The sequence below is a fragment of the Herbidospora yilanensis genome (assembly GCF_001570565.1).
Taxonomy (GTDB): domain Bacteria; phylum Actinomycetota; class Actinomycetes; order Streptosporangiales; family Streptosporangiaceae; genus Herbidospora; species Herbidospora yilanensis.
In genome coordinates this window covers 262,711-288,537 of record NZ_BBXE01000017.1, presented here as the reverse complement: position 1 = coordinate 288,537, position 25,827 = coordinate 262,711, and the positions used below count along the sequence as shown (strand labels likewise).

Sequence of the window (25,827 nt, the reverse complement as noted above, 5' to 3'; positions counted from 1 at the left end):
GGTCCGGGGGCCGCACGCTGGGAGGGATGGACCGATCCCCGCGCGAGCGCGCGTTCACCGCGATCTACGACCGGCAGGTCCGGGGGATCGCCACCTGCCGCTGCGGCCAGGTGGACGTCGAAGACCTCCACGAGCACCTGATCGCCGCCTACCACGACCATGCCCCCTGGGCCCCCTGGGCCCCCTGGCCGGCACACGCGGGCTGCCCGCCGTCGCCGGGGCCGTCCGACGACCAGGTCCGCCGCCTCCTCGACCAGGTGGCGGCCGGCCTGCCGGCGCGGGACCGGCGGCTCTACGACCTGGTCGTCCGGCGCGGCGCGGGTGGTCGCGAGGTCGCCGAGGCGCGCTGCGTCGACCTGCCCCGGGCGGGGCTGCTGCTGCGCGACCTGCGCGGCGCGCTGACCGGCGGGCTCCGGCTCCTCCTGCTGGCCCGGGAGGCGCCCACCTGCCTCGACCTCGCGGGCTGGGACCGCATGGTCCTCACCCGTCAGGTCCGGCTGGCCGTCGGACGGCACCTGAAGACGTGCGAGCCGTGCGAGAAGACGGCCGGGGAGGCGGTGCGCCGCCACCTGCCCGGCCTGGTGCCGGTGCTGCTGCCGGGCATGCGGGAGGAGATGCTGGCCCGGATCGCCCGGCCCTCGCGCGGGTCCGGGCCGTGGTGGCAGCGGGCGGGCGCGGTCGCCCTGGTGGTGGCGGCCCTGGTGCTGCTGGCCGCGTGGGCGGCGGGCGGCTGAGGTCAGACGTCGAGTTCCAGGCGCGACAGCGGCTCGACGAGTTCCTCCTCCTCGTACGCCAGATGCGACAGCAGCGCCTCGGTCAGGGTGCCCACCCGGCGGCGCACCTCGTCGAGGCCCGACGGGTCGGTCACCATCGCGACCAGGGCCGCGTCGAGGCCGGTGAGGATCTCCGCGATGACCTCGTGCTCCTCCTCCAGCCGCCGGATGACCGGGGCCAGCGACGGCTCGGCCGTGACCAGGCCGGGGAACATGTGGGCGTCCTCGATCGAGTGGTGGGCGGTCAGGACGCGGCAGTAGGAGGCGCAGAAGCCGCCCAGCGTCCAGTAGTTCTGCCGCATGGTCAGGTCGTTGATCATCGACCGGACCGCCGCCGCCTCGGCCCGGCCCCGCGCGACCTGGTCGACGGCGTCGCCGATGCGGGCGAGCTCCTGCCGGAGGTGGTCGTGGATGAGGACCAGCCGGTTGCCGATCTCCCGCTGGCGCGGCGACAGCAGGGCGAAGTCGCGCTTGGCCGACCGGGGACGCGACGCGTCGTCGATGACCGGCGCGACCGGGGGAGCCGCCGCGGGGCGTTCGGCCGCGACGAGCTCGCGCACCCTCGGGGCCACCTCGGCGGCGAAGACCTTGAGCTGGCGTTCGTCGGACGTGCCGAGGACGAAGACGCTCATCCCCAGGTCGAGCACCAGTTCGGCGAGCTGCTCGGCCCACGACTCCGGCGGGCCCTCGAACCAGCCGGTGCCGCGCGGGTCGAAGCTCCCGCTGAGGTTGAACGCCTTCCTGATCGTGCGCTCCCCGGCCGCCTCGTCGACGATCCGGCTCAGCCGGGGCAGCTCCTCGCGGGACACGTGGCCCTTCGACGGGATCCACCCGTCGGCCTTGGCCCCGGTGACCTCCAGGAGCCGGGGCCGGTACGCCCCCACCCAGATCCCCACCGGATGCGCCGGGAACGGCCCCGGCCGGGCGCCGTCGAGCCGGTGGTGCGCGCCGTCGTAGGAGACGGGGCCGCCCGGCGTCCACAACAGCCGGATGACGTCGAGGGCCTCGGCGACGGCGTCCACCGCCTCTTTCGGCGACCGCCGGGCGCCGCCGTAGGAGGCGACGGCGTCCCAGAGGAACCCGGCCCCGAGCCCCAGCTCGACCCGGCCCCCGGTCATCAGGTCGAGGCTGGCCACGGCCTTGGCCAGCACCTGAGGCGGGCGCAGCGGCAGGTTCACCACGTTGGGCAGCAGCCGGATCCGCTCCGTGCGGGCGCCGATCTGGCCCAGGGCCGTCAGCGCGTCGAGATGGCGGGGCTGATAAGGATGATCCTGGAGGGCGAGGAGGTCGAGCCCGGCCTCCTCCGCGAGGACGGCGAGCTCGACCAGCCGCGCGGGGCCGTCCGCCCGGGGCTCCGGCCCCACTCCGAACCACAACTCATGCCCAAGATCGCCCACGTTGGTCCACGGTACCAAAGGAAGCAGGTCAGGCCATGTCCGTACTCGTCGCTTTCAGCGTCACCCCCATCGGCAAGGGCGAGGAGGTGGGGGAGTACGTCGCCGAGGCGGTCAGGGTGGTCCGGGCCTCCGGCCTGCCGAACCGGACCGACGCGATGTTCACCACGGTCGAGGGGGAGAGCTGGGATCAGGTGATGGCCGTCGTCCAGGCGGCGGTGGCCGCCGTGGAGGCCCGGTGCGACCGGGTGAGCCTGGTGCTGAAGGCCGACATCCGGACCGGCGGACCCGGGCGGATGGAGGAGAAGGTGGCGTCGGTGGAACGCCGCCTCGGCTGACTCAGAACTCCTCCTGCCGCCTCATGAGCCGCACGTCGTCGAGGTAGGGGTCGAGCTCGCCCGGGTCGAAGCGGCACATGGCGATGGCGAACCAGAACTCGCCGTGCACGTTGCCCTCCTGCTTGTAACGCCCGTCGGGGGCGAAGGAGGCCCACCCGCCGGGCAGGCCGAGCAGGGTGACCTTGCGGGCCGGCTCGGGGCCCGACAGGTCCCACAGGATGATCATGCCGTCGTTCCCGGCCGAGGCGAGCAGCGGCCCGGCCGGGCTGAACGCCACTGACACGACCCGGCGGGAATGGCCCGGCAACGTGTGCAGGTGACGGCCGGTGGCGACGTCCCACAGACGGACGAGCCGGTCGTCGCCCGCCGTCGCCAGGATCGAGCCGTCGGTGCTGAAGTCGCCCGTCCACAGGCGGCCCGACCCCGCGTCGAGCGCCTGGAGTTCACGGCCGGTGGTGTGGTCCCAGATCCGGGCCACGCCGTCGTTGCCGATGCTGGCCAGCGCCGTGCCCATCGGGTTGAAGACCACCCGGTAGACGCGGTCGGTGTGCCCCGACATGATGCGCAGGCACTCGCCCGTGGTGGCGTCCCAGACCCGGACCAGCCGGTCGTCGCAGCCCGTCGCCACCAGGCGCCCGTCGGGGCTGAAGTCGATGGAGCGCACCCGGCCCTGGTGGGGGGCCGGCCGGGTGACGTGGGTGTTGCTGGTGCGATACCAGAGCTGGAGCGTGTCGTCGTCGTTGGCGGTGGCCAGCACCTTGCCGTCAGGGCTGAAGGCCTGCGCCCACACCGACTCGGTGTTGGTGTCGAGCTCGCGTTCGAAGTCCCAGCCCGCGGTCTGCCGCAGGTGCACCGCGCCGTCGTTGGTCGTGGTGGCGATGCGCTCGCCGTCGGGGCTGAACACCGCCGAGGTGAGCTGGTCGTTGACCCCGCTGAACTCCTTGATCAGCCGCCCGGTCGGCGGCTCCCAGATCCGGACCGCCCCGTCGTTGCCGCTGCTGGCCAGCATGGTCCCGTCAGGACTGAAGCCGACCGAGGTGACCCGGCGGCCGTGCCCGCGCAGGGTGCGGGTGAGCTGGCCGGTGCCCAGGTCCCACAACCGGATCGAGTCGTCGTTGCTGGTCGTCGCGAGCTGCGTGCCGTCGGGATGGATCGCGAACGGCCAGATCGACCCCCGGTGCCCCGCCAGCCCCGGCCTCGGCTGCCCCAGCTCGCCCTGCCACATGCGGAGCGACCCGTTGCTGTCGACGCTGATGAGGTTCTTCCCGTCGGGGGTGTACGACACCTGGTAGACGGCCCCGGTGTGCCCGGCGAGCTGACGCGGCACCAGCGGGGCGCGCAGGTTCCAGACCCGGATCGTGCCCATCGTGTCGCCCGTGGCCAGATGGGTGCCCTCGGGATGGAAGTCGACGGCGTAGACCCGCCCGGGATGGCCGCGCAGTTCGTGCACGACCCGCCCGCTCGCCGTCTCGAACAGGCGGATCAGCCCGTAGTGGTCGCCGGCGGCCAGCAGCGACCCGTCGGGGCTGAGGGCCAGCCGGTAGACCGGGCCGGTGCCCTCCGACAACACCACCCGCAACTCGCCGGTGGTCAGATCCCAGACCCGGACGTTGGCGGAGGCGTCGCCGGTGATCAGGCTGGTGCCGTCGGGGCCGAACACCGCCGTGTAGACCGGCGGGGCGTGCCCCGGCAGCTCGCAGCGCAGCGCCCCGGTCGCGGTGTCCCACACCATCAGCGTGCCGTCGGGCGAACCGGCCGCCAGGAGGGTGCCGCCCTCGTCGAACAGCAGCGGCCAGACCCCCTTGGGATGCACCCGCAGCACGTGGGCGCACTCCCCGGTCGCGGTGTCCCAGATGCGCACGTCGCCGTCGGCCGACCCGGTGGCCAGCAGGTCCTGTGCGCCGAAGGCCAGGGCGTAGGCCCGGTCTCGGTGCCCCCACAGGGTGCGGATCGGCCGCCCGGACGGCGCCTCGAAGACCATCACCCCGCCGTTGTCGCAGCCCACGGCGAAGATCTGCCCGTCGGTGTTGTAGGCGATCGGGTTGGGCAACCGGGTCGTCAGCGGGTCGAACCCGTAGGGCACGCCCACCGCCGGGGGAGCGACCTGCACCTCGATCGAGGACCCCGGCACCACGGCGGCGTCGCGCAGCTCGGGGGCGCGCAGCACGCGCTCGCCCGCCACCACGTTGACCAGCGTGGCGCGGGTCCACCGGCTGCCGGAGACGACCGCGTCGCGCAGGTCGGTTCTGGCCAGCCGGGCCCGGGTCAGGTCGGCCCCGCGCAGGTCGGCGCCGGTCAGCCGGGCCTCGTCGAGCCAGGCTCCGGCCAGCTTGGTGCCCCGCAGGATCGCCCGCGACAGGTTGGTGCCCACCAGCCGGGCGTCGGTCAGGTCGGCGTCGGTGAGGTCGACCTCCTGGAGGTCGCGGTGGGAGAGGTCCTCCCCGCGCAGCCGCGCGCCCCGCAGGCTCGTCTGGGCGGGGGTGCGCAGCCTGGTGATGATCTTGAGGGCGTTCTTGCGCGCGGTGTTCCCCGCCCCGGGGTCGGCCAGCACCCGGTCGGCCCAGAGCTGGCAGTCGTGCGCCTCGGCCAGGTCGCACAGGAAGTCGACGGTGAGCTGCGACAACTCCCGGCGGCTCAGCGCGGTCGGGTCGGCGCGGTCGCGGCCGAACTCGTCGGCGATGAAGTGGGCGACGAGCCACTCGGCCACCGACCCGTGGATGAACCCGAACAGGCCGTCGTAGGTCCGCACCAGCAGGCTCGCCGTGCCCACGGTGTGGGTGGCCTGCTCGCCCGACATGCGCCCGTCGGCCAGGCCCGAGAGCGTCTCGGCGACCTCGGCCAGCTCGGCCAGCCGCAGGTAGGGCTCGTTGGTCTCCCACAACCGCATCGCCAGCGTGCGCACGGCGTGCCACAGGTCGGCCTCGTCGAGCCCGGCCTGCGCGCCGCGCTGGTCGCCCAGCCGCCGCTGCTCGTAGCGCAACCAGGAACCGAGGATCTCCTGGTAGAGCGTGGCGGCGCTGACCGTGCGGTGGGCGTGCGCGACCGCGCGCAGCCGGTCGTCGGCCAGGTCGGCGATGAAGGTCAGCATGCGGGGGTTGCGGGCCAGCCCGCTCAGGTCCTGGATGCTGCGCAGCAGCCGCAGCCGTTCCTCGGCCAGGGCCCGGTCGCCGTAGGCGTTGATCAGGTAGGCCAGGATCTGCTCGGTCGAGAAGCCCTCGATGCTGAAGACCCGCCGCTGCGGCAGGATGCCGACCATCTCGCCGAGCTTGGTGAACACCTGGGCGTCGGACTTGAAGTGCTGGGTGCGGCTCGCCACGACGATCTTCGCCTGGTCCTGCGCCGCCTGGAGCAGCGTCTCGAGATGGTCGGCGGCCCGGTCGTAGGTGACCCGGGTGACCAGTTCGTCGAACCCGTCGAAGAACAACACGATCCGGCCCTGCCGGAGCATGTACTGCACGGCCTTCAGGTCGATCTGGTCTTCGCCGTGGTTGGCCAGGTGGGCGGCGATCAGCGTCTCGACCGAGTGGGCCTTGTCGAGCGTGCGCAGGTCGATCAGGACCGGCGTCAGATGGGGCGTCTCGGTGGCCATGCGCCGCACGACCTGGCGCAGCACGAACGTCTTGCCCCGGCCGAAGTCGCCCAGCACCAGCACGAACCTGCCCTGGTCGCCGTGGAGCTGGGAGATCAGCTCACCGGCCAGGTCGTGGCGGACCTCGCCGCCGGTCGGGTCGAGCTCGCGGTAGTCCTGGGTGACGTAGAGGTGGGCGGGGTAGGTCGGGTCGGCGTTGAGCCGCCGGGTCTGGGCCGCGACGTAGCCCGACAGGTCGACCAGGCCCTGGAACTCGATCAGGCTGCGCAGCCGCACGCCCCGCCGGGCGGCGTCCTCGCGCAGGCTGCGCGGCGGGGTCGGGCCGAGGTAGACCAGCTCGGCCGACTGCCCCATGTGGCCCGCGTGGACGTGGCGCACGAACTCGTCGACCTCGCCCTCGGTCGGCTCGCCGACGATCACGCCGACCCAGAACTCGCGCACGAACCCGCCGTCGCGGTAGCTCACCCGCAGGTGGGGCGGGTCGTCGTCGACGGTCCGGATGACGGCGTGGTCGAAGCGGGTCTCGCAGGCCTCGGCGACCCGGTCGAGGAGCTGGGCCCGGGGCCCCTGCGCCCGCGCCGGGGGCTGCCGGTCGGGCTCGGGCCCGCCGACGGCCAGCGGCTCGGGCACGGCCCCCGGCGCGGGGAAGATCCCGCCGGCCGAGATCCAGCGCCGCTCGATCGTGGCCGGGGGCGCGGTGGTCCGGTGGACGACCAGGCCGTCGGGCGTGAACTCCAGCACCTGCTGACGGCCGGGCTCCAGCGGGGGCAGCACGAGCGCCCCGGCCCCCAGCGGAGCCGGGTCGCCGTCGCGGCCGCCGCCCTGGAGGATCGTGTGGAGCTTCCCGCCGAGCAGCCCCTCGACGACGCCCGCGTCGGTGAGCGAGTCGGGGTGCCCCGGCGTCAGGCCGTGGTGGACCACGCCGAGGCGCAACCAGCCCTCCCGCTCGAAAGCGCGGACCCGCTCGGCGAACCACGCGGCCTGCGACTCGCCGACCAGGCCGAACCGGTGCTCGGTCCGGTGGCTGATCGCCATCGTGGAGTTGAGCCCGGCCACCACGACCTTGATCTCGGGGATCGCGAAGAGCGTCCACGGCTGGGCGCTGTCGAACATGACCGAGTCGACGCCCTGGTAGAACTCGCGGAACAACGACGCGAAGTGGCGCCACTTCGGCCAGTAGGGCGCCTCGGGGCGTTCGTCGTCGGCCTTGCAGTCGTTGAAGTAGGCCTCGCAGGCGGCCAGGTTCACGTCACGCGCGCCCGGCACCAGCACCACCCGCTGGGGTTCGAGCCCGGCGAGCGCGCGCAGCCCGGTGAGGAAGGTCAGCGCGTCGGTCATCTGCCTGCGGCTGCCCGCCGCCGTCAGGTCGCCGGCCACCACCATCAGCTCGGGCCGGGGCACCCCCGCGTCGGTCAGCCGGGTCAGCTCGGCGAAGATGTGGGACTGCAGCCCGGCCGGGCTCAGGGGCGGCTCGGCCCCCATCGTCCGGCCGAACCGGGGGCCCGCCACGTGGAGCACGCTCAGGCTGTCGCGCCGGGCGGGCGGCTCGAAGTCGGCCGGATATCCCGGCGGCACCACCGGCACCCGGCGGGCCCGCCGATGCCCGGTCGGCACGGTCGGCCGGGGCGAGGTGAGCGGCGCGGGCGGCCGGGCGTCGGACCCGGTGGGGAAGGCGGGGCGTAACTCGGGCTTGGCCCGCCCGGCCAGCGCCTCGCGGATGCGGGTGAGGACGAGCCCCCGCGCGTGGTCGGGAGTGGTCACCCCGACGAGGTCGACCCAGGTGATGTTCGAGAGGAGCCCGTCGACCCGGCAGTCCTCGATTCGCACGGTGATGAGTTTGTTTTCTGGATTATCCGGATTGGCGCGGAGCGCGGCCTGCCATTCGAGTTTCCCGTAACGGGAACCCAGATAATTCTCGGTCAGCAGGGCCAGCACGACCGCGGCCTCCCGGACGCCCCGGTCCATGAAGTCGACGAAATTGGTGCCGGGGACGAAATCCCAGGCCTGCAGCATGGTGCGGTATCCTGCTGCCTCGAGTTCCCAGCCCAGCCAGGACGCCCAGCGTTCGTCGGCCGGAGAGTAGCTGATGAAAATGTCGATCGGCCGCTCCATGACGCCGGTATCACCCACCTCGCCGGAATGAAGCCATGATATTTTCTACCGTGGGCGACGAAGGGTCACCGTCCGTGCCGTTGTGGAAACGGGCCGTACGAGCACCGAGTGTACTCGACTGGATTCGAATCGGCCTGCTTTTCATCGGCGTCGGTTGCGTATTGACGGGTCTGCTGCCGATTGCGGAGGCGCGGGCGAGTGTCGAGCGAATAGCTCCCCTCATGGTGTTTCTGGTCAGCGTTATCGTGCTGGCCGAATTGACCAAACAGGCGCAGGTGTTCGACGTCATCGCGGCCCGGCTGGCGCTGCTCGGCCGGGGGGCCTATCCGGCGCTGTTCCTGCTGTGCGTCGCGTTCGCCTCGGCCACCACGGTCTTCCTCAACCTCGACACCACGGCGGTCCTGCTCACGCCCGTCATGCTGGCCCTCGCGCCGCGCGCGAAGATCGCGCCGCTCCCCCTGGCGATGACCACGGTGTGGCTGGCCAACACCGCCAGCCTGCTGCTCCCGGTGAGCAACCTGACCAACCTGCTGGCGCTGAACAAGGTGGGCCTGTCGGCGCCGGAGTTCGCGGTCCGCATGTGGCTCCCGCAGACGGTCGCGATCGCGGTCACGATGGCGCTGCTGTGGGTGTTCTACTGGCGGCGGAGCGTGCGGGGAGCCGACCGCTACGAGCCCGCCCAGCCCGAGCCGGTCAAGGACCCGGTGCTGTTCTGGGGCACCGGCGCGGCCTGCCTGCTGTTCATCGCGGCCATCCTCGCCGGGCTGCAGATCGAGGTCGCGGCGATCGTCGCCGCCGCGCTGGCCGTCACCGCCTACCTCGTCCGCGACCGCCGGTCGCTGCGCCCCTCGCTGATCCCCTGGCAGCTCCTCGTGTTCGTCACCGGCCTGTTCCTGGTGGTGCCGACGCTGATGCGCCACGGCCTCAACGACCTGATGAGCCTGCTCATCGGCGCGGGAGAGGGGTTCGCCGGGCTGCTGCGCACGGCCGCGGCGGGCGCGGGCCTGTCGAACACGGTCAACAACCTGCCGGCCTACGTCGCGGGCGAACAGGTCGTGCCCGCGGACAATCTCGACCAGTTGCTGGCCCTTCTCGTCGGCACCAATGTCGGCTCGGTCGTCACGCCCTGGGCCTCGCTGGCCACGCTGCTCTGGTTCGAATGGTGCCGCCGCCGGGGCGTCAGGGTGCCCATGGGGAAATTCGTGCTGACCGGCGCGTTGCTCGCCATTCTCCTGCTCCCTTCCGTCGTCTGGGTGCTGGCGCTCACCTGAAATAGAGTGGGCGCATGTCGGGTCTTCCGGTTTACGACGCGGTGCTGTTACCGGGCGCCGATGTCGAGGAGCGTTCGGTGCGGTTGAGCGCGTGGTGCGCGGAATTCGCGCCGGTCGAATTCACGCTGCGGAGCGGTTCGCTCTATCCGCACATCTCGCTTTACATGGCGAATTTCGAATCCGCGCGCCTCGGCCAGGCGCGGGAGGCGCTTCGCCGGGTCGCGGGGCGAACCGCCGAGATCCCGCTGGAGGGCGGCCATTTCGCCGCCAACGACCAGGGCATGTTCGAGCTGTTCTACCGGAAGACCGCCGCCGTCACCCGGCTCCAGAACGACCTCGTCGCCGGGCTCGGCCCGCTGCGCACCGGGTTGCGCGAACTCGACCCGGTCGGCCGGGTGCTGGCCGACCACCGCCTCGTCGCGCCGCCGGAGGCCCGCGCCAACCTCGACCGCCACGGCTACGACGAGATCGGCGGGCTGTTCCGCCCCCACATCACGATGACCCGGTTCCGCGACCGCGGCCTGCGGGTGCCCGCCGGCCTGCTGCCGCCGGCCCGGACGTTCGACGACGTCTTCCGCACCCTCGCGTTGTGCGTGATGGGCGACCACGGCACCTGCGTCGAGGTCGTCGAGACCGTCGGGCTCGGCTCAGCCGCCTGAGGGCCAGATCCGGGCGAACTGCCCGGCCCGGCAGGCGACGAAGTTCCGCTCCGACTCCGGCAGGTCGACCCGCAGGTCGAACGGCCGCCCGTCGAACCGGTGGATCTCCACCCCCGCCTCGGCCGCGATCAGCGCGCCCGCCGGGAAGTCGACGAGTTCGGCCCGGTAGCCGACCATGCCGTCGATCCGCCCCCGGGCCAGCATGATCCACGCGACCAGCGGCGCCCAGAGCTGCAGCAGCCGGCCGGACCGCGCCTCCACGGCGGTGCGCAGGGCGCCGGTGGCCGGATCGGCGGCCAGGCCGTGCCCCTGCGTCCAGGCCAGCAGCGGCGGCCGCGCGCTCGGCGTCACCTCGGCGGGCAGCCCCGGCCCCCGCGCGCCGGCGCCCCGCACCGCCGACCACGTGCCGCCGCTGACGGGGTCGTGCACCACCCCGGCCACGGGCCGCGCGGCCACGCAGAAGGCGATGCCCACCGCGTAGACGGGCAGGCCGATCGCGAGGTTGTTGGTGCCGTCGAGCGGGTCGACGAACCAGACGCGGTCGCCCTCGGCGCCGGCCGCGCCCGACTCCTCGGCCACGATCCGGTCGTCGGGATAGGCGGCCCTGACCCGGCTCACGATCAGCTCCTCCGAACGGAGGTCCAGGTCGGTGCTGAGATCGCCGCCCGCGCCCTTGGCGCTGATCCACGCGGGCTCGCGCCGCAGCAGCGTGCCCGCCGCCTCCGCGGCGGCCACGGCCACCGCCAGTTCCGCCGAGACGTCCACAGCGGGGTCCCTTCAGTAGGTGTACTGGGCGGCCAGGCCGGCCGTCGCGACCGCGGCGGCCCTGGCCGACTCGGCGTCGCCGCACACGTGCCGGCGCTGGGTGTGGCTGGGCGCGTCGAGCGGCCCGAGCGACAGGTCGGAACCCGGGCGGACCATCCGCCCGAGCGCGACCGTCGCCGCCTCGCCCGACCCCTCGATCACCGTGCTGTGGAAGACGCCCGAGGCCAGCGAGTAGCTCTCGCCCGCGCCGAACCGCTCCAGGCGCTCGGGCCGGTAGTCGACCACCCGGTCGGTGGCCCTGATGGTGTCCTCGTCGTCGCCGCCGGTCACCTCGAAGAGCCGGTGGACGGTCCCGTCGGAGATCCGGCCGAGCACGTTGGAGATCCGGCCGTACAGGACGAAACTCAGCAGGTCCCAGCTGTGACAGTGCACCAGCGAGGTGCTGCTGCCCGAGGTGGTGAGCTGCGGCGACCAGACGTGCAGGCAGACGCCCAGGTCGCCGTCGCGTTCGACGGGCAGGCAGAAGAACCCGAGCGGATGCCGCACCGCCGGGATGCGCAGCGCCCCGGCGGCGACCGCCTGGAGCACCGACCCGGCCCACGCCGGGATCGCCGGGACGGCGGTGCCCTGGTCGATCTCGTGCCGTAGATCGGAGTAGCGCATGTCGCCCCTCTGTGGTCATCTCACCGGTAGGGCTCCGCGGGCCGCAGCGCCCGGCGGGTCACGTCGGCCACCTCGGAGTCGTCGAGGGAGTCGAGCGGCAACCCCAGCACCTCGAAGAGGTCGCGCACCTCGTCGACCGTCGGCTCGTCGCCGAGCGGCACCATCAGAACGTTCTCCACGGGCAGCCTCCTCGACTGCGCGTAGCTGCTGTTCAGCTCGGTCTCACACCAGGAGTAGTAGAGCTTGCCCTGGTAGGCCACCAGCGCCGGCGCGGTGGGATCCTCCCGGGTGACGATGACGCGCGAGGCCGACATGTCCCACCGGCAGGTCGTCATCGTCGACGACAACCCGACCCGGACGGTGAGGAAGTCGTTGTGCCGCCGGTACCAGCTCGCGGCCAGGATCGTCGCGTACGACTCCTTGCGGGTCCGGTCGGCCGTCCAGGGGTCGGCGCGGCCGGTCACGAGCGACTGGCGGAACCGGGCGTACACCGCGCAGGCGGTGTCGTTCTCCGGGTCGATGATCTCCAGTTGCACCTGGAGCTGGCGGCGCGCGGCCCGCGAGTTCTCCACGCACTCGGGCAGGGTGAAGGCGCGGATGAAGGTGCCGGTGCCGCCCTTGAAGACCCAGGTGTTGGTGTGCTGGGTCGCCGCCACGAGCTCGGCCCGCACCTGCGCCCCCGGCAGCAGCGAGACGACCGACATCTGGTCGATCGCCTGCCGCGACCTCTCCAGCAATTCGGTGACCTCGCCGAGCCGCTCGGGCACCTGGTGCAGCGCCTCGCCGGAGTCGGTCAGCGCCCGCCGGAGCTCCGTCTCGACGGCGCCGGTGCGGATCCGGCTGCGCACCAGCGTGCTGGCGATCAGCGCGAGGACGACGAGCGTGGCCTCCTGGACCGGCTGGGTCACGTTGTCCGTGAGGCCGTAGATGGCGACGCCCACGGCGATCAGGAACGCGATGACCACCTCGGGCTCGTCGCGCAGCCACGAGAACCGTTCCGTCCAGGGTGGCCTGCGGGAATCGCCCGCGCCGTTCTCGACCGACATGAACCCATCCCCACGGACCGCATTCCGGCTTTCCCCGCGTATATCGTCCCCGGCCCGGTGGAAATCCGCCACCTGTTAGTCGGGAGGGTGTTCCCGGAAGAAACGCCGTTTACGTTCCGGTCTCCCGGCATGCGTGCGAAAGGCCGGTGGGTTCGGGCCGGTCGTGGAGACCATGCCCACCCTCGCGACCTCACGGCTGCTCTGGCGCGTGCCCTGACACCATCTTCACGACGTCGAGCGCGCAGCCCCAGCTCATGCTGACCCCCACGCCGCCGTGCCCGTAGTTGTGGATGAGCCGCCCGTGCTCGACCTGCTGCTCCTCCACGCGGATCGACGGGCGGCCGGGCCGCAGGCCGACGTCCACCTTGACCACGCGGGCGTCGGCAAGGCGGGGCTCGACCTCGGCGCAGCGCCGGAGGATGTCGGCGCTCTGCGCCTCGTCGGGTTCGAGGTTCCAGTCGCCCTTGCGGGCGTTGCCGCCCAGGACGACGCGGTCGCCGTGCGGGAAGAAGCCCGTCCAGTCGTCGTCGGCGCCGCCCTCGTAGAAGAACTCGGTCAGGCCGGGGTTCTCGACGACGACGTGCTGCCCGCGTACGGGGGTCACCGAGTCGTCGCAGGCCAGCGTGGCCCCGGCCACCCCGGCGCAGTTGACCACGACCGGCGCGTGGGAGGTCGGCTGTTCCAGGGAGGCCACCGTGCACACCTCGATGTCGCCGCCCGACCGGCACAACCGGTCGACGAGGTAGTCGAGGTAGCAGGGCATGTCGGCGATCGGGCTGGTGATCCAGAAGCCCGCCTTGAACCCGGCCAGCTCCTCGGGGGAGCACTCGGCGAAGCCGGGCAGGTCGCGGGCCCACGGCGGGGTGCCGCCGTCGAGGCGGGTGACCAGCCGGCCGCGCGCGGCGGTCACGCCGGTGTGCGGGTGGGTGGCCAGCTCGCCGAAGATCTCCAGGCCCGTCTTCTGCCAGCGGACCGCGTCGGCGCGGGGCTCGCTCATGACCGGGCCGCCCAGCAGGGCGCCCGCGACGGCGGAGGTGGTCAGCCGGGGGACCTCGGCGGTCCACACGACCGCCCGGATCCCGGCCTCGTTCAGGGCGATCGCGGTCGTGAGACCGACGACGCCTCCCCCCACCACGACGACATCGGCACGCTGCGCCATCGACGACGACCTCCCTCAAAGCGAATGGTGCGGAACTTCCCGCAAAAGGGGCCCGCATGCACGAGCCCCGCCCCTCACCTGATCGAGGGGCGGGACCGCAGTTTCAGTGGTGCCTTTCGCGATCGGCCGGGGCGGCCAGCCGATCGGCTTCCCAATGGAGGGCCTCCACGAGGACGAGCTCCAGCCGGAGATCTCCGTCGAGGAGGTTGTCCAGGACGTCCATACGGGCCTCCCTTGCCAGACATGACGCCCCAGGGGTCACTTCGGTTCACCGGATTGAACCGCTCTCGTCCACGCCGCGTATCCCCGGGCGTGCTGACTGTTTCGCGCCATGCCGCCCTCGCCGCCGCCGCTCTGGCCGTCGTGTCGCTGTCCGCCTGCTCGGGCGGCTCTTCCGCGCCCGCCGGGGGCGCCTACCAGGTATCCGATCCGGCTCCGGCCGCGGCCGCCGCGCCCGTCGAGGCCGGGCCCGCCCCGACCGTCGAGGAACTCGCCGCCAAGGTCGGTTGCAAGGTGAAGATCCAGGTCGACGCCGAGGAACTGCGCACCGGCGCCTGCTCGACCGAGGCCGGGGAGTTCTTCGTCAACACCTTCGCCACCGAGAAGGGCAAGGACGCCTGGATGGACCAGGCGCCGGAATACAACCCCCATCTCGTGGGCCGGCTCTGGACCGTGCTCGGCACCCGGGAGACCCTCGACAAGCTGCGCACCGACCTGGGCGGGGACCTGCACCTCACCGACCACCGGGTGACCCCCAAGGCGGTGGCGTCCGCCCCGGCGGCGTACTGAAACGATCTTGTGGTTGAGTTCGGTGCGTGGAGATCCTCGTCCTTGCCCTCGTGGGGGTCGCGACGGGGATCGTGAGCACGGTCGTGTCGCTCGCCTCGATCGTCTCCTACCCGGCTCTGCTCGCCTTCGGGCTGCCGCCGCTGGCGGCCAACGTCACGAACACGGTGTCGCTCACGTTCACCGGGGTCGGGTCGGCCGCGGCGTCGCGGCCGGAGCTCAGGGGCCAGGCGCCCCTGGTGCTGCGCCTGTGCGCGGTGACCGCGCTCGGCGGCGCCACCGGGGCGGCCCTGCTGCTGCTGACCCCGCCGAAGGCGTTCGAACTGGTCGCGCCGGTGCTGGTCGCGGGCGCGTCGCTGGTGCTGCTGCGGGCTCCCAGGGCCGCGGCGCTGCGCGGGTGGGCGTTCTATCTGGGCGTGTACGCCGTCGCGATCTACACCGGCTACTTCGGGGCGGCCGGTGGGGTGATCATGTTCGCCATCCTGACGGCGGCCCTCGACCAGAGCCCGGCCCGCGTGAACGCGGTCAAGAACGTGATCGCGATGGCCTCCAACGGCGTGGCCGCCCTCGGGTTCGCCCTGTTCGGGCCGGTGCGGTGGGACGTGGTCGTCCCGCTGTCGGCCGGCATGATCGTCGGCGGCTGGATCGGGCCGCTGATCGCCCGGCGGCTGCCGGGCCAGTCGCTGCGGGTGCTGACCGCGGTGGCGGGGCTGATCGTCGCGGTCAAGCTCGCTTTCGACACCTACACGTGAGCGCGTGAGCGGTGCTGGGCGTCCTCGACGCCGCCCAGCACCGCCGCCTCAGAGGGTGCGCCGGGCCATCAGCGTGGACAGCGCCGTCAGCTCGGCCGCCGGGCGGGCCGCGCAGCCCGCCTCCGCCAGGTGGGCGGGGGCCCGCGCGAGCAGGCCGTCGGCGGTCTCGCGGCACCAGTCGCGGCCCCCGGCCCGCTCCACCAGGTCGGCGGCCCTGGCCAGCTCGGCGTCCGACAGGACGGCGCCCGACCGGTAGATCTCGGCCAGCTCCGCGGCCTCCCCGGTCGCGGAGGTGAGCGCGGCCACCACCGGCAGCGACTTCTTGCGGTTGGCGAGGTCGGAGAAGACCGGCTTGCCGGTCACCTCCGGATCGCCCCAGATGCCGAGCAGGTCGTCGGCGAGCTGGAAGGCCAGCCCGAGCTCGGCGCCGAAGGTCCGCAGGCGCTCGATCACCCGCGCGTCGGCTCCCCCGTAGAGGGCGCCGAGCGCGCACGCGCACGCGATGAGCGCGCCGGTCTTCGACCCGGCCATCCGGATGCACTCGGGCAGCGTCACGTCGGCCCGGTCTTCGAACCCGACGTCGGCGCTCTGCCCGTCGAGCAGGTCGAGGACCGTCGCGTTCAGCAGCCGCGCCCCCTCGTGGGCCAGCGGATGGCCGCTCTCGGCCAGCCGGGCGAACGCCAGCGACACCAGCGCGTCACCGGCCAGGATCGCCTGGCTCACCCCGAACACCCGCCACGCCGTGGGGCGGTGACGCCGGGTGGCGTCGCCGTCCATCACGTCGTCGTGCAGCAGCGAGAAATCGTGGACGAGCTCGACCGCCACCGCGGCCGGCAGCGCCCCCTCGGCCGATCCGCCCACCGCCTCGGCGGCCAGCAGCGCCAGCGCCGGACGCACCGACTTGCCGGCGCCGGTGGTGATCGGGCGGCCCCGCTCGTCCCACCAGCCCATGTGATAGCCGGAGATGTGCCGCATCGAGGCCGGCAGGGTCTCGGCCGCCTCCCGGATCGCCGGCTGCACCAGGTCGCGGCTCCAGGAGAGCACCTCCGCGACGTCGCGAGCCCCCGTCTCGGTCGTCGTCATCGATGGCCGAGTTCCACGTTCTCCAGGACGCCGAGCGCGTCCGGGATCAGGATCGCGGCCGAGTAGTAGGCGCTGACCAGATAGTTGATCACCGCTCGGTCGTCGACGCCCATGAACCGCACGTTCAGGCCGGGCTGGTATTCGTCCGGGATGCCGGTCTGGTGCAGGCCCACCACGCCCTGGTTCTCCTCGCCGAGCCGCATCGCCATGATCGAGGTGGTGCGGGTCTCGCTGATGGGCAGCTTGTTGCACGGCAGGATCGGCACCCCCCGCCAGGCCGTCAGGCGCACCCCCTCGACCTCCACGTTGGTCGGGTAGACGCCCCTCTTGGTGCACTCGCGGCCGAACGCGGCGATGGCCTGGGGGTGGGCCACGAAGTACTGCGTCTTGCGGCGGCGGCAGAGCAGATCGTCCATGTCGTCGGGGGTCGGCGGGCCCGACCGCGACTGGAGCCGCTGCTTCAGGTCGGCGTTGGCGAGCAGGCCGAACTCGCGGTTGTTGACGATCTCGTGTTCCTGGCGTTCGCGCAGCGCCTCGATGGTCAGCCGGAGCTGCTGCTCGACCTGGTCCATCGGGTCGTTGTAGAGGTCGGCGACCCGCGAGTGCACCCGCAACACGGTCTGCGCCACGCTCAGCTCGTATTCCCGGGGCGAGGTCTCGTAGTCGACGAACGTGCCGGGCAGCGCCGCCTCGCCGTGGTGCCCGGCCGCGAGCGCGATCTCCGCCTGCCCGTGCCGGTCCTGCGGCCTTTCGGGACTGCTCCGGTAGGCCTCCACGTGGGCCCGCAGCGTCTCGAACCGGTCGGCCAGCTCCTCGAACGCGCGCCGGCCCAGCGTCAGCACCGTGCCCGCCGTCGTGGCCTTCACGGTGAAGTCCCACGTGCCGGGGGCGAGCAGGGCGTGGTCGCCGACGTGGTCGCCGTCGCCGAGGAGGCCGAGCGCGGTCTCGCCCCCGTAGGCGCCGGTGCCGACCTTGGTGAGCTTGCCGTGCGCGACCAGGATGACCTCGTCGGCCTGGTCGCCCTCCCCGGCGATGACGTCGCCGGCGGCGAAGTCGCGCTGGGAGAACCGGCCCGCGAGGGCCTCCAGGGCCTCGGGGTCGTCGAAACCGCGCAGGAGGGGGAGTTCGGTGAGCTCGGCGGGGATGACCCGGACCTGGCCCGACTGGACGGTGAAGGTGACCCGGCCGTCGCCGACGGCGTAGGACAGGCGGCGGTTGACGCGGTAGGCGCCGCCGGAGACCTGGACCCAGGGCAGGACCTTCAGCAGCCACCTGCTGCTGATGCCCTGCATCTGGGGGACGGTTTTGGTGGTGGTCGCCAGTTTCCTGGCCGCCGCCGTGCCCAGGCTCAGTTGATCGTTCACGGCACTCCCTTACTGGTGGGAATTAAAAAGGGCGGCCCGAGAATTTCCGCACGGGCCGCCCTGGGGGAACCATTCGTCAATGACCGACTTCGACGTTCTCCAGAATTCCGAGGGCGTCGGGGACGAGGATCGCGGCCGAATAGTAGGCGCTCACCAGATATTTGATGATGGCCTTCTCGTCGATGCCCATGAAGCGCACCGACAGGCTCGGCTGGTATTCGTCGGGGATGCCGACCTGGTGGAGGCCGACCACCCCCTGCTTCTCCTCGCCGAGCCGCATCACGATCATCGAGGAGGTGCGGGTGTCGGTCACCGGGATCTTGTTGCAGGGCAGGATCGGCACCCCGCGCCACGACGGGAAGTGGTGGCCCCCGACGTCGACGCTGGTCGGGTAGACCCCGCGGGCGCTGCACTCCCGCCCGAAGGCCGCGATGGCCAGCGGGTGGGCCAGGATGTACGACGGCTCCCGCCACACCAGCGACAGCAGCTCGTCGACGTCGTCGGGGGTCGGCGGGCCCGACCGGGTGTGGGTGCGCTGCTTGAGGTCGGCGTTGGCGAGCAGGCCGAACTCGCGGTTGTTGACGATCTCGTGTTCCTGGCGTTCGCGCAGCGCCTCGATGGTCAGCCGGAGCTGCTGCTCGATCTGGTCCATCGGGTCGTTGTAGAGGTCGGCGACGCGCGAGTGCACCCGAAGGACGGTCTGGGCGACGCTCAGCTCGTATTCGCGCGGGGAGGTCTCGTAGTCGACGAACGTGCCGGGCAGCGAGGGCTCGCCGTGGTGGCCGGAGGAGACCTCGATGGCGGCCTCGCCGTATTCGTCCTGCGGGCGGCCCGAGCCGGCCTGGTAGGACTCGACGTGGGCGCGGAGCGCGTCGGACTGGTCGACGAGCCGCTCGAACTCACTGCGGGGGAGGGTCAGCACGGTGCCCGCCGTGGTGGCCCTGACCGTGTAGTCCCAGGTGCCGGGGGTCAGCAGGGTCTGGTCGCCGACGTGGTCGCCGTCGGCGAGCAGGCCGAGGGCGACCTGGTCGCCGTAGGGGCCGGTGCCGATCTTGGTCAGCTTGCCGTGGGCCACCAGGATCACCTGGTCGGCGGGCTGGCCGGCCTCCACGATGACGTCGCCCGAGGAGAAGTCGCGCTGGGTGAAGCGCTCGGACAGGGCGGTCAGCGTGTCGGGGTCGTCGAAACCGCGCAGCAGGGGGAGTTCGGTGAGCTCGGCGGGGATGACCCGGACCTGGCCCGACTGGACGGTGAAGGTGACCCGGCCGTCGCCGACGGCGTAGGACAGGCGGCGGTTGACGCGGTAGGCGCCGCCGGAGACCTGGACCCAGGGCAGGACCTTCAGCAGCCACCTGCTGCTGATGCCCTGCATCTGGGGGACGGTTTTGGTGGTGGTGGCCAGTTTTCTGGCCGCCGCCGTGCCCAGGCTCAATTGCTCGTTCTCAACGGTCAACTCGACTCCTGTTCCTGCGGCGAAGCGAAAAAAATTCAGGGGGCCCGCGCGAGAAACCTCATTGGGCTGGCCGAACGGATCAATAATGCAGGGGCGATCTTCGGAGTGTCAATTACGAGTTTGCATTCGAATGACCCGACCACAAAATAACGAAATAGACCGTGATTATCCGTAGTGGGTCTGTTACCCGTTTTGGTAGATTCTTCCCGTGTTAACCTCTGAAAGGGCCACGTCTGTGGGGTCGGGGCCCGTAGGAGGCGAGGGCCGTGCAGCAGCGTGCACTGGCGACCCGTGAACGGCTGCTCCGCGCGGCCGCCGAGATCTTCGCGGCCAACGGGTACGCCGGGACCAGCCTGACCGAGATCCACGAGCGGGCCGGGGTGACCAAGGGCGCGATCTACTTCCACTACCCGAACAAGGAGTCGGTGGCCGAGGCGATCGTCGAGCGCCAGCTCGAACGCTGGCCCGCCCTCGTGAAACGGTTCTGCGGCGAGGAGTCCGACCCCGTCGTGGTGGTCGTCGCGCTGACCTTCGCCATCACCCGGGCCTTCCGCGACGAACCGGTCATGCGCGCGGGGGCGCGGCTGGCCCTCGACCGCAACGTGGGCGCCTGGGAGGCCGCGTTCACGCAGGTGCTCCAGCCGGCCGAGCGGGCCGGCGAGCTCGCCGAGGGCGTCACCGCAGAGAAGGCGGCGCGGGTGGTCGTCAGCTCGTTCTTCGGGGTCTTCCAGGTCAGCGACACGCTCGGCCGGGCCGACACCGAGGAGCGGTTGCGCGAGATGTGGCGCGTCGTGCTGTTCGGCATCCAGGCCGAACCCTCGCCGCGGACCACCGTCCGCCGGGCCGAGGCGCTCGCCCTCACCTGAGCGACAGGTTCTGCTGTCTCCCCTTCAGTTCGCCCCGGGTCGGCCCTATAAAAATACATTCCGGTCGGTTTTTTTCGGGGACGTCCAACGCGCTGAAGGAGCCGTCATGGAACGGATCGGCACGCTGGCCAAGGCCATGATCGTGCTGCGCACTCTGGCCACGTCGCCGGAGCCGGTCAGCCTCACCACCCTGGCACGCCAGGTCCAGATGCCCAAGTCCACGGTCCACCGGCTGCTCGCCGCCCTGGAGGCCGACGATCTCGTGGGCCGCACCGGGGCCGACTACCGCGTCGCCGCCACGCTGCGCCCCTACGCGCAGCCCGAACGGGTCCGCCACTTCCAGTGGCTGCGCCGCATGGCCACGCCCCACCTGCTGGAGCTCTACGAGCACACCCGCCAGATCGTCTCCATCGCAGTGCTGACCGACCGGCAGGCCGAGTACGTGATGACGCTCTGCCCGCGCACCCACGCCAAGGCGCTGTGGCGGACCGCCGAACTCGCGCCCGCCCACTGCACGGCGGCCGGGAAGGTGCTGCTGGCCTACCAGGGCGGCCCGCCCGACCTGCGGGTCCCGCTGCGCCGCCACACCGACCGGACCATCACCGACCCCGGCGTGCTCGAACGCCAGCTCGCCGTGGTCCGCCGCCAGGGGGTGGCGTGGTGCGTGGAGGAGTACGTCCCGGGGCTCAGCGCCATCGCGGTCCCCGTGCCGGGGGTGCCCAACTTCGGGGTGGTGGCGGTCTGCGTGTCCGGCCCGATCAGGCTGCTGCAGGCCGGCCCGGCGGAGGCCGCGGTGCGGCGGGCCGGCCACGAGCTCGCGGTCACCCTGCGGACGGCCCGGCTGGCGGGATGAACCGCCGCCGTCCCGGACGTCTCCCGGCGGATGGAGCACGTCCTTCGCGGTTCCGGCTTAGAGGCCATTTGTTCCAATATTTGGAACATGTCGTGGCGTCCCGGAAAAAGCCCGACTTACGCTCTCGGTTCGAGAGCACGCCCCCCTCTCCGACCGAGGAGCGCCCCATGCCTCCGCAGCGGATCTGCGCCGCGATCCCCCACCCCCGACGCCTGTCCGGGCCCGCCCCGAATCCGCCACGCGGCCGGGCATCCGCGCGGCCGGGCGGGCCCGGCCAGGACGGTCCCGCGCCCGACGCGCGGGACACCCGGGTGATCGACGCCCGGACCGACGAGATCCTCTACGGGCCCGTGCTGCGGGGGGCCGTCCAGCGGGCCGCGCTGCGGCTGTCGCGGCTGCCCGGCGGGCTGCTGATGCTGGCCGCGCCCGCGACCGCCGAGGTGATCGTCACCTACCTGGCCGCGCTGCGCGCGGGGCGTCCGGTCGCGCCGCTCGATCCCCGGCTCGTCCGGTCCCGCGCGGGCGACCTCGTGACCCGGTTCGCACCGGCCGCCCTGCTCGGGGCGCCGGGGGCACCGCCGCCCGGATACCGCGCCGACGGGCGGGCATGGGTGCGCACGGACCCCGGCGCCCCGGTCCACCCCGACCTGGCGGTGGTGCTCCTCGACGGGCCCGGCGGGATGCGACTGTCCCGCCGGGCCGTACAGGCCGAGGGTGAGGCGGTGGCGCGGGCGCTGCGCATCCGCTCCGGCGAGGCCACGCTGACCAGCCCGCCCCTCTTCACCGGGGCCGGGCTCGCGCTCCTCAACGCCCACCTCGCGGCCGGGGCGGCCGTCGTCGCCGCCGAGGGCTCGGTCGCGGGCGCGGAGTTCTGGGCCGCCGCCGAACGGTGGGCGTGCGGGTCGTTCGCCGCCTCCCCGCGCGTCTTCGCGCTGCTCCACCGGCTCGGCTGGGCGCCCGTCCGGCACCGCTCCCTGCGCACGCTCACCATGGTCGGCGGCGCCCCGCCGGAGGGCTTCGCCTCTCTCCTGTACGGGGTCGCCGCCACCCCGCCCGGCCGGGCCCGCCCCGGCTCCGTCGGCCCGGCGCTGCCCGGCGGGCGGTTGTCGATCGTGCGCGGCGAGGTCGTCTACGAGGGCGACACGGTCGGCATGGGCCCGGCCCGCTCGGCGCGTGACCTGGCCCGGGGCGACGACCTGCGCGGGGTGCTGCGCACGGGCGAGCGCGGCCACCTGGACGCCGACGGCTTCCTCCACCTGGCCCGCGACCACCGCTACCTGTTCGACCCGGGGTTCGACCCGGGGTTCGACACAGTGGCCTGAGAGCGTTCAGGTCAGCAACCGCACCAGGTCGACCCGGGACCTGATGTCGAGCTTGGCGAAGATGTTGCGCAGGTGGTGCTCGACCGTCCGGGGGCTCAGGTAGAGCTGGGCGGCGACCTCCCTGTTCGTCGCGCCGTCGGCGACCATGCGGGCGATCTGGAACTGCTGGGCGGTCAGCTCCTCGGCCGCCTTCGGCCGGGTCGTCCGCACCGGCTCGCCGGCCGCGCGCAGTTCGCTCCGCGCCTGGTCGACCCACAGCCGGGCCCCGTAGCGCTCGAACGTGTCGAGGGCGCTGTACAGGTGCTCCCGCGCCGCGCCCGGACGGCGGTCGCGGCGCAGGGCGGAGCCGTACAGCAACTCGGTCCTGGCCGTCTCGAACTCGGAGAAGCCCTGGTGATGCAGGTCGAGCGCGGCGCGGAACAGTTCGTCGGCCTCGCCCGGCGGGGCGAGCAGGGCGCGGCAGCGCACGGCGAGCGCCCGCCGGTCGGGGCTGGCCGTGCTGTCGGCCCAGCGTTGGAAGACGCGCAGGGCGCGGGCCGCCTGGTCGCGCTCGCCGGTCCGCGCGGCGGCCTCGACGAAGTGCGGGGTCGCGGTCACCTGGACGACCAGATGGGTGTTGCGCACGTCGGCCCGCGTGGTCGGCCGCAACCGCTGCACCGCCGCCGCCGGGCGGCCCGAGGCCAGGTCGATCTGGGCCAGCGCCCAGTTGCCCAGGGCCCCGGCGATGCTCACGCCGTGGGCGCCGGCCAGTTCGATCGCGGCGCGGGCCCGCGTCTGGACGGTCTCCTCGTCGCCCTGGACGGCGGCCATCATCGACAACCAGCCCAGGTGCTGCCCGGCGCTGCCGCGCTGGCCGGTCTCCCGCGCCAGCCGCAGGCCCTCCGAGGCGTTGGCGGCGGCCGAGGCGAACCGGCCGAGCCAGAACTCGCTGTTGATCGCGAACTCCAGCACCTGCGGCACGGTCGCCACCGCGCCCAGCGCGCGGGCCGTCTCGACCGCGCGGGTGGAGAGCCGGAACGCCTGCGCGTCGTCGCCCAGCATCAGGCTCGACACGGCCGCCCAGACCAGCACCGACGGGCTGTGCACGTGGGGCGCCAGCTCGACGACCCGGCGCAGCGGGCCGGCCGCCTCGTCGTGGCGGCCGCGGAACGAGGCGGCCATGCCGGTCAGGTACTCGAACATCAGCCGGATCGCGGGCGGGTCGTCGTCGCGCCGCAGCGTCAGGGCGTCGCGGGCGATGACGACGAACCGGTGGTGGTCGCCCGCCAGGTAACTGGCCTCGGCGGCCCGCACCAGCGCCCTGACCGCCATCGTGCGGTCGCGGTCGAGCAGCGACGAGGCGACCGCGAGGAGTTCGTCGCGGGCGAAGCTGGTCTCGCCGCCGCGTAACTCCAGCCGGGCCCGGATGCTCTCGGCCTGCTGCCGCAGTTCGGCCGAGACCGCGCCGCTGCGCAGCCGGTCGAGCAGGGCGTGCGCGCGGTGGGGGCGGCCTTCGAGGCGGGCGTACTGGGCGGCGGCGGCCAGCCGGGTCGCCTTGACGTCGCCGCGGGTGCTCAGCTCGGCGGCCCGCTCGTAGGCCAGCGACAACTCCGGGAACGGGCAGGGCGAACCGGTCGCGGTGGCGGCGGCCTCCAGCTCGTCGGCCAGGTCCTCGGGCGGCCCGTCGAGGGCGGCGGCCCGGTGCCAGGCCCGCCGGAGCCGGTGATGGGCCAGCGCTCCGGCGAGTGCCCGGTGGGCGCCCCGGCGGGCCAGCAGCGACGCGCCGTGGTAGACCACCGGCCCGGCCGCCGGGTCGCGGAACCGGAACCGGTCGCCCGCGACCTCGACGATCCCGGCCTCCTCGGCCGCCTCCAGCGCGGTGAACGGGTCGCCGTCGAACGCCCGCACCAGCGTGGCCGTGTCGAGGCGCGGATCGGCGGCCAGCAGGAGCAGCAGGTCCCGCGTCGGGGCGGGCAGGTCGTCGATCTGGTCGGTGTACGCCCGCCACAACCGCCCCTCGCGCGGCAGGGCCGCCGGAGGGGCGGCCGTCCCGGCGAGCTGTCCGGGCGTGAGGGCGGCGGCGAGCTCGGTGAGCGCCAGCGGGTTGCCCCGGGCGATCTGGTCGAGCGCGGCCCGAAGGTCGTCGGGCAGCCCGCCGGGCACCAGGTCGTCGGTCAGCTCCCTGGCGGCCCGTTCGTCGAGGTCGTCGAGCTGCCGGACCGGCACCGCGCCCGCCCAGACGTCGGAGCGCGCGGCGGCCACCAGGGCCACGGGTTCACCGGCCAGGCGCCGGGCGGTGAACAGCAGGGCCTCGCGGCTGGGCGCGTCGAGCTGGTGCAGGTCGTCCACGACCGCGACGACCGGACGGTCGGCCGCCGCCAGCGACAGCAGCGTGAGCACGGCGGCCGGGACGACCAGGCGGCCCGTCGGCGTGCCCAGGTCGAGGGCCTCGGTCAGCGCCTCGCCCTGCGCCTTCGGCAGCGCCGCCAGCCGGTCGCGCAGCGGGCGCAGCAGGCCGTGCAGCCCGGCGTAGGGCAGGTCGCGTTCGCACGCCACCCCCCGCGCGCGGAGCACCAGCAGGTCGCCGGCCTCGGCGGCGGCGAGGTCGAGCAGCGCCGACTTGCCCGTTCCCGCCGCGCCGACGAGAAGGAGGGCGCCGCCCGACCCGGCCCGCGCGCCGGCCTGCGCCTCCCGCAACGCGGCCAGTTCGGCCGCACGGCCCCTCAGGGGGGCGGGTGTGACGTGATGGGCTGCCGGCATCTCCTCAGTGTTACGGCCACCTGACTTCCCTGAAAGAGGGATATGCCGGAAAAGTCGCGACACCTTTCGTCACCTGCGGCGCGCAGGGAAGGACTGGTGATTTCACCGATGCGCGACCCGGTCACCGCTGCCAAGACTCGTGCACCGTTCCGTCGGCACGCGACGAGGCGGAGACAAGGCGGCGACAAGGCGATGGTGCCCATGTTGGAAATCGGCCGGCTGACCGTGCGCTTCGGCGGAGTCACCGCACTCGACGCCGTCGGCCTGACGGCCGTCCGGCGGCACGTCCCCGACGCCGACCCGTCCAGTTCCCAGGTGATGTTCGGCTGGACGTCGGCGGCGGCCTTCGCGGCGGCGCTGGAACGGATGGAGTGCCCGTCGCGGGAGGGCCTGATGGCGGCGGCCCGGGATCTGCGGGACGTCGAGATCGGCACCCTGCTGCCCGGCGTCACCGTCTCGACCGGCCCCGGCGACCCCTACCCCGTGGAGGACCTGCGGGTGTTCCGGTTCGGCGACTCGGGGTGGGAGGCGGTTTAATCGGACTTGCGATGTCTCACACTCACGTTGACCGAAAGATCCTGGAGGCGGGCGCGGCCTACCGCAACCTGCTCGTGTCGTCGACCGGTTGGGGCGTCCAGGCGCCCCACGCGCTGACGTCGATCCGGCCCGAGAGCCTGACCTGCCTGCCCGGCCGGGAGCACGCCGCCGCCGGGCACCGGCGCTACGCCGGCCAGGTCGAGCGCCTGAGCCGGATGACGGGCTCGGTCGTCACCCCCGCCGAGGCAGGCGAGGCCGCGACGCGGGCACGCGACACGGCCCGGAAGTTCGCGAACTGAGCCG

Annotated in this window: 21 protein-coding genes; 11 read left to right on the top strand and 10 right to left on the bottom strand. The window is 73.0% G+C overall.

Annotation, left to right across the window (positions count from 1 at the left end):
• Positions 1-26 precede the first annotated feature (26 nt).
• Positions 27-734 carry a hypothetical protein gene (locus AW273_RS11025; RefSeq protein WP_062347883.1) on the top strand — a complete coding sequence of 236 codons (708 nt, stop codon included), beginning with the start codon at positions 27-29 and terminating at the stop codon, positions 732-734.
• Between the two features lie 2 nt (positions 735-736).
• Here AW273_RS11025 and AW273_RS11020 read toward each other — a convergent pair whose 3' ends face one another.
• The gene (locus tag AW273_RS11020; RefSeq protein WP_063909920.1) at positions 737-2,170 is read right to left on the bottom strand and encodes an LLM class flavin-dependent oxidoreductase; all 1,434 of its coding nucleotides are present in this window, start codon (positions 2,168-2,170) and stop codon (positions 737-739) included.
• Between the two features lie 35 nt (positions 2,171-2,205).
• Here AW273_RS11020 and AW273_RS11015 point away from each other — a divergent pair, with 35 nt between their 5' ends.
• The gene (locus AW273_RS11015) at positions 2,206-2,505 is read left to right on the top strand and encodes an MTH1187 family thiamine-binding protein (RefSeq protein WP_062347879.1); all 300 of its coding nucleotides are present in this window, start codon (positions 2,206-2,208) and stop codon (positions 2,503-2,505) included.
• 1 nt (position 2,506) lies between these two features.
• Here AW273_RS11015 and AW273_RS11010 read toward each other — a convergent pair whose 3' ends face one another.
• Positions 2,507-8,224 (bottom strand): WD40 domain-containing protein, encoded by a 5,718-nt coding sequence (locus tag AW273_RS11010; protein ID WP_232327278.1) that lies wholly within the window; start codon positions 8,222-8,224, stop codon positions 2,507-2,509.
• 17 nt (positions 8,225-8,241) lie between these two features.
• On the opposite strand from AW273_RS11010, the gene AW273_RS11005 reads away from it, so the two are divergent.
• Both AW273_RS11005 and AW273_RS11000 read left to right on the top strand, forming a co-directional pair.
• Positions 8,242-9,477 carry an ArsB/NhaD family transporter gene (locus AW273_RS11005; RefSeq protein ID WP_083949664.1) on the top strand — a complete coding sequence of 412 codons (1,236 nt, stop codon included), beginning with the start codon at positions 8,242-8,244 and terminating at the stop codon, positions 9,475-9,477.
• Between the two features lie 14 nt (positions 9,478-9,491).
• Positions 9,492-10,136, top strand: a complete 645-nt coding sequence (locus AW273_RS11000; protein WP_062347876.1) for a hypothetical protein — start codon at positions 9,492-9,494, stop codon at positions 10,134-10,136.
• On the opposite strand, the gene AW273_RS10995 is transcribed toward AW273_RS11000, so the two are convergent.
• The 4 genes from AW273_RS10995 to AW273_RS10980 form a co-directional block, all read right to left on the bottom strand.
• Complete coding sequence (locus tag AW273_RS10995) at positions 10,125-10,901, bottom strand: inositol monophosphatase family protein (protein ID WP_062347874.1); 777 nt, start codon at positions 10,899-10,901, stop codon at positions 10,125-10,127. The genes AW273_RS11000 and AW273_RS10995 overlap by 12 nt on opposite strands.
• A gap of 12 nt (positions 10,902-10,913) precedes the next feature.
• Positions 10,914-11,564, bottom strand: coding sequence for a hypothetical protein (locus AW273_RS10990; protein ID WP_062347872.1), 651 nt, complete (start codon positions 11,562-11,564; stop codon positions 10,914-10,916).
• A gap of 20 nt (positions 11,565-11,584) precedes the next feature.
• Complete coding sequence (locus AW273_RS10985; protein WP_062347870.1) at positions 11,585-12,610, bottom strand: hypothetical protein; 1,026 nt, start codon at positions 12,608-12,610, stop codon at positions 11,585-11,587.
• Positions 12,611-12,800: 190 nt separating this feature from the next.
• On the bottom strand, positions 12,801-13,769 hold the full coding sequence (locus AW273_RS10980) for an FAD-dependent oxidoreductase (protein ID WP_062347868.1): 969 nt from the start codon (positions 13,767-13,769) through the stop codon (positions 12,801-12,803).
• 312 nt (positions 13,770-14,081) lie between these two features.
• On the opposite strand from AW273_RS10980, the gene AW273_RS10975 reads away from it, so the two are divergent.
• On the top strand, positions 14,082-14,558 hold the full coding sequence (locus tag AW273_RS10975; protein WP_062347866.1) for a hypothetical protein: 477 nt from the start codon (positions 14,082-14,084) through the stop codon (positions 14,556-14,558).
• Positions 14,559-14,584: 26 nt separating this feature from the next.
• Complete coding sequence (locus AW273_RS10970) at positions 14,585-15,307, top strand: sulfite exporter TauE/SafE family protein (protein ID WP_232327276.1); 723 nt, start codon at positions 14,585-14,587, stop codon at positions 15,305-15,307.
• Between the two features lie 48 nt (positions 15,308-15,355).
• Here AW273_RS10970 and AW273_RS10965 read toward each other — a convergent pair whose 3' ends face one another.
• From AW273_RS10965 to AW273_RS10955, 3 genes are all read right to left on the bottom strand, one after another.
• On the bottom strand, positions 15,356-16,390 hold the full coding sequence (locus tag AW273_RS10965; RefSeq protein WP_062347864.1) for a family 2 encapsulin nanocompartment cargo protein polyprenyl transferase: 1,035 nt from the start codon (positions 16,388-16,390) through the stop codon (positions 15,356-15,358).
• Positions 16,387-17,754 carry a family 2B encapsulin nanocompartment shell protein gene (locus tag AW273_RS10960; protein ID WP_062347862.1) on the bottom strand — a complete coding sequence of 456 codons (1,368 nt, stop codon included), beginning with the start codon at positions 17,752-17,754 and terminating at the stop codon, positions 16,387-16,389. The genes AW273_RS10965 and AW273_RS10960 overlap by 4 nt, the downstream gene beginning before the upstream one ends.
• A 76-nt stretch (positions 17,755-17,830) precedes the next feature.
• Positions 17,831-19,207, bottom strand: coding sequence for a family 2B encapsulin nanocompartment shell protein (locus AW273_RS10955; RefSeq protein ID WP_062347860.1), 1,377 nt, complete (start codon positions 19,205-19,207; stop codon positions 17,831-17,833).
• 266 nt (positions 19,208-19,473) lie between these two features.
• On the opposite strand from AW273_RS10955, the gene AW273_RS10950 reads away from it, so the two are divergent.
• The 3 genes from AW273_RS10950 to AW273_RS37130 all read left to right on the top strand — a co-directional run bounded on the left by AW273_RS10950 (position 19,474) and on the right by AW273_RS37130 (position 22,248).
• On the top strand, positions 19,474-20,073 hold the full coding sequence (locus tag AW273_RS10950; RefSeq protein WP_062331890.1) for a ScbR family autoregulator-binding transcription factor: 600 nt from the start codon (positions 19,474-19,476) through the stop codon (positions 20,071-20,073).
• 106 nt (positions 20,074-20,179) lie between these two features.
• Positions 20,180-20,926 carry an IclR family transcriptional regulator gene (locus tag AW273_RS10945; RefSeq protein ID WP_062347858.1) on the top strand — a complete coding sequence of 249 codons (747 nt, stop codon included), beginning with the start codon at positions 20,180-20,182 and terminating at the stop codon, positions 20,924-20,926.
• 167 nt (positions 20,927-21,093) lie between these two features.
• Complete coding sequence (locus AW273_RS37130; RefSeq protein ID WP_157555689.1) at positions 21,094-22,248, top strand: acyl-CoA synthetase family protein; 1,155 nt, start codon at positions 21,094-21,096, stop codon at positions 22,246-22,248.
• 6 nt (positions 22,249-22,254) lie between these two features.
• Here AW273_RS37130 and AW273_RS10935 read toward each other — a convergent pair whose 3' ends face one another.
• Positions 22,255-24,987, bottom strand: coding sequence for a helix-turn-helix transcriptional regulator (locus AW273_RS10935; RefSeq protein WP_063909906.1), 2,733 nt, complete (start codon positions 24,985-24,987; stop codon positions 22,255-22,257).
• A 201-nt stretch (positions 24,988-25,188) separates the two neighbouring features.
• Between AW273_RS10935 and AW273_RS10930 the strand changes: the two genes are divergently transcribed.
• Complete coding sequence (locus AW273_RS10930) at positions 25,189-25,524, top strand: type 1 periplasmic-binding domain-containing protein (RefSeq protein ID WP_157555687.1); 336 nt, start codon at positions 25,189-25,191, stop codon at positions 25,522-25,524.
• Between the two features lie 11 nt (positions 25,525-25,535).
• Positions 25,536-25,823, top strand: a complete 288-nt coding sequence (locus AW273_RS10925) for a hypothetical protein (RefSeq protein WP_062347849.1) — start codon at positions 25,536-25,538, stop codon at positions 25,821-25,823.
• Positions 25,824-25,827 lie beyond the last annotated feature (4 nt).

What these genes read in the sequence shown, in the direction of transcription:
- AW273_RS10935 (WP_063909906.1), bottom strand. Translation starts at nt 24,987, where the DNA reads ATGCCGGCAGCCCATCACGTCACACCCGCCCCCCTGAGGGGCCGTGCG.
- AW273_RS11025 (WP_062347883.1), top strand. Translation starts at nt 27, where the DNA reads ATGGACCGATCCCCGCGCGAGCGCGCGTTCACCGCGATCTACGACCGG.
- AW273_RS10930 (WP_157555687.1), top strand. Translation starts at nt 25,189, where the DNA reads ATGTTGGAAATCGGCCGGCTGACCGTGCGCTTCGGCGGAGTCACCGCA.
- AW273_RS10990 (WP_062347872.1), bottom strand. Translation starts at nt 11,564, where the DNA reads ATGCGCTACTCCGATCTACGGCACGAGATCGACCAGGGCACCGCCGTC.
- AW273_RS10925 (WP_062347849.1), top strand. Translation starts at nt 25,536, where the DNA reads ATGTCTCACACTCACGTTGACCGAAAGATCCTGGAGGCGGGCGCGGCC.
- AW273_RS10985 (WP_062347870.1), bottom strand. Translation starts at nt 12,610, where the DNA reads ATGTCGGTCGAGAACGGCGCGGGCGATTCCCGCAGGCCACCCTGGACG.
- AW273_RS10965 (WP_062347864.1), bottom strand. Translation starts at nt 16,390, where the DNA reads ATGACGACGACCGAGACGGGGGCTCGCGACGTCGCGGAGGTGCTCTCC.
- AW273_RS37130 (WP_157555689.1), top strand. Translation starts at nt 21,094, where the DNA reads ATGCCTCCGCAGCGGATCTGCGCCGCGATCCCCCACCCCCGACGCCTG.
- AW273_RS11000 (WP_062347876.1), top strand. Translation starts at nt 9,492, where the DNA reads ATGTCGGGTCTTCCGGTTTACGACGCGGTGCTGTTACCGGGCGCCGAT.
- AW273_RS10945 (WP_062347858.1), top strand. Translation starts at nt 20,180, where the DNA reads ATGGAACGGATCGGCACGCTGGCCAAGGCCATGATCGTGCTGCGCACT.
- AW273_RS11015 (WP_062347879.1), top strand. Translation starts at nt 2,206, where the DNA reads ATGTCCGTACTCGTCGCTTTCAGCGTCACCCCCATCGGCAAGGGCGAG.
- AW273_RS10980 (WP_062347868.1), bottom strand. Translation starts at nt 13,769, where the DNA reads ATGGCGCAGCGTGCCGATGTCGTCGTGGTGGGGGGAGGCGTCGTCGGT.
- AW273_RS11005 (WP_083949664.1), top strand. Translation starts at nt 8,242, where the DNA reads ATGATATTTTCTACCGTGGGCGACGAAGGGTCACCGTCCGTGCCGTTG.